Source organism: Endozoicomonas sp. Z74 (assembly GCF_057680865.1).
In genome coordinates this window covers 1-2,560 of the sequence record NZ_JBLYZI010000204.1, presented here as the reverse complement: position 1 = coordinate 2,560, position 2,560 = coordinate 1, and the positions used below count along the sequence as shown (strand labels likewise).

General features: G+C 45.5%; 5 protein-coding genes. 2 read left to right on the top strand and 3 right to left on the bottom strand.

Going from position 1 to position 2,560, the window contains the following annotated elements:
* Together ACNRUY_RS26170 and ACNRUY_RS26165 are read left to right on the top strand one after the other, a co-directional pair.
* On the top strand, window positions 1–299 hold a 299-nt coding region (locus tag ACNRUY_RS26170; protein WP_488114604.1), incomplete at its 5' end, for a hypothetical protein.
* 78 nt (window positions 300–377) lie between these two features.
* The gene (locus tag ACNRUY_RS26165) at window positions 378–962 is read left to right on the top strand and encodes a hypothetical protein (protein WP_488114603.1); all 585 of its coding nucleotides are present in this window, start codon (window positions 378–380) and stop codon (window positions 960–962) included.
* Between the two features lie 8 nt (window positions 963–970).
* Here ACNRUY_RS26165 and ACNRUY_RS26160 read toward each other — a convergent pair whose 3' ends face one another.
* From ACNRUY_RS26160 to ACNRUY_RS26150, 3 genes are all read right to left on the bottom strand, one after another.
* Complete coding sequence (locus tag ACNRUY_RS26160; RefSeq protein WP_488114602.1) at window positions 971–1,156, bottom strand: hypothetical protein; 186 nt, start codon at window positions 1,154–1,156, stop codon at window positions 971–973.
* A 27-nt stretch (window positions 1,157–1,183) separates the two neighbouring features.
* On the bottom strand, window positions 1,184–1,912 hold the full coding sequence (locus ACNRUY_RS26155) for a tetratricopeptide repeat protein (protein WP_488114601.1): 729 nt from the start codon (window positions 1,910–1,912) through the stop codon (window positions 1,184–1,186).
* On the bottom strand, window positions 1,905–2,560 hold a 656-nt coding region (locus ACNRUY_RS26150; protein WP_488114600.1), incomplete at its 5' end, for an RHS repeat-associated core domain-containing protein. The genes ACNRUY_RS26155 and ACNRUY_RS26150, both read right to left, overlap by 8 nt.

Below are 2,560 nucleotides of genomic sequence, written 5' to 3'. Positions count from 1 at the left end.
ACCAGGCCCAGGTTCGATGGGAGAGCCGGTGTGCCAACGGTCAGGTGGTGAAATCCGGAAGCGGCATCACCTGGCACAGTGCAGGAGGCAGCTGCAGCGGCTCCGGTGGCGGAGGTGGCACCGGGGGTGGGAACAGTATTATTGGAGGCTTTGGCGGAGGCTGGGGTGGGGGCATCAGCATTGGCAACAGTGGCAGCGCCATTGGCGGTGAAGCGAACTGGTGCCCGGCGGATGCGCAGAACGGTTGTCCGGACGGGAACTGCCCGAAGGCGGGGAACAGTGAGAGTGGTGGCCAATAGGCCACCTTCACTTTAAGGTCAACCTGAGAAGTTGACCGTTTTTTAGTATGAAGACCGTTGGTGAAAAGGGGGCTTTTTTTGAGAGCAGTGTTAGCGATTTGTTTTATTTTCGGTTTCTGGCAGTGGTGGAGCAACCGGCCTGCACCCTATTCCCCTGGAGTCGTGGCCCCTCAGGCGCCGATACAAACCGCCCTGGCCAACAGCGAGAGGTTCGCCCATAAGGGGTTTATGCTGACGCCGGTTGCAGACTTTCAGTTAACAGCCAAAGTACTGGGCGTTGAAGGTTACCATCTGGGCAAAGAAGCCGAATTATCCCCTTTAGACTTGGCTCTGGGCTGGGGAGCGATGTCTGATGACAGCGTGCTCAGCCAGATCGATATTTCACAGAGAAACCGGTTTTACTACTGGCAGGTGAGGGATTTTCCCATTCCCAGAAGGCAGATCGAAACCAGCAGTGGCAATATGCACATAATCCCAGCCAGCCCCGCGGTAATGGAGGTTTTAGACAGTGTTTCTAAAGGAGAAGTCATCCGGCTGAAGGGAAAACTGGTGAATGCGGTAGACCGCGATTGGCGTTGGAACACCTCCTTGAGTCGCAGTGATACAGGGAAGGGGGCATGTGAATTAGTCTGGGTTGAGTCGGTTGTTGTTGGGCCTGTTTGATTTAATGTTCAATCAGTGAACGGGACAACTATCTTGAAAAACTCCGAGGTTCCCCCAGCTAAATCCCTGAAATCTTTATTTACATCAATTGCAGGCAATGGTTTATTGAAGCCCAGTTTTTTACCCCAATACTTAGGGTTCCATTTGCTTCGCCCCGGGTGGTCCAATTTTACTGGATATAACTTCTTTCCCACAAGTCCCACCCGGAGGGTGGGAATGAGTCAAGGTCGACAACTTTTGCTTTTTCTTAACATAGGGCTAGAACAATGTTGCTCTTTTAATCGTTTTAGCAAAATACTCTTATTTTGCGCTTTGAGTAAACTCATATAGTGCTCGAATAATTTAATAGACCCAGTATTTCTTAAAAATCCTTCTTGAATAACTCCCTCTGCTTGATTCATGTCGCCGAGTTGCGCATAGGTTTCAGCCAAAGACAGATACAGCGGGACTTCTTCATAGGTTATGACACTAGCACTGCCAAAAGTAGGGCTTTGATTTCTCTTTTTCTTGATAAGCTGCGCCTTAAGAATATCTATAGCCTGATTATATTGCCCTAAACCAGAAAGAGCATTAGCCATATAGATATATGGTTCTGAACTCGACTGATCAATCTGAACTGCTTTTTCCAGTTGCATAAGAGCAGCCCTATACTTACCCTGTTTTACGAATATTTTTCCCTTAAGAATAATGAGCTCAATATCAGATCCCCACTTATTAGTGAAGCTTTCAATCTCATCGAGAGCATCCTGATATCGACCTAGTTTATAAAGACACTGAGATAGATCCAAGCTTTCATCAATAGTCAGCTCACCTTGCAGAGAAACTACTGCAGCCGAAATTTTAGAAAGTACTTCTTCAGTATCAGAATCACTCCAACACTCATCCACCTCATTTGCACAGACTGAAAATGAGTTGATAATAACTAAAAAACCTATAACAATTTTATTCATAATTTCTCATTCCGCTAACTCTTTTTCCGCGATAGTACATCCACATGTTTGTATCAAGTGCACTTTCGGTTAAATGCTCTGAAGACTGCACTATTTGCCTATAGACATCATGTCTTGTAGTTCCAATTCTTAAGGAAAAATCGGTTTTGCAGCCTGTAGCTGTCTCAAAATATGTAATTTGATAGTATACAGTCTTTCCACATTCTAAGAGCCCTTTTTCATAATCATCAATATCGCGAATTATCTTTCCTAGCTGCCGATCCCACTTCCTAGCACAGGCACGATTTAACCCTGAAACCACTAAATCAGGTGCATTTCCTACCGCCCCAGCAATATTTCCCATGCCTGCTTTCTCACCCGCTAGTTTATTAAACTTCCATTGCCAATATTTCTTACTATTCTCAGTTGAAGAGCCTTTGTTCTTTTTTTGAAAATCATTCCACTCATTCAATCCTAAATGATCCATTGAGTTTAAGGGATGCCCCCCAACATAAATGTATGTATTTAATCCCCCATCCAGTCCAATCGGATCACTCTGAACATATCGCCCAAGCCCAGAGTTATAATCCCTGAAGTAGTTATAATGCAACCCCGTTTCCTGATCAAAATACTGCCCCGGAAATCTCAGGTTGTTCCTCAGTTCACTCT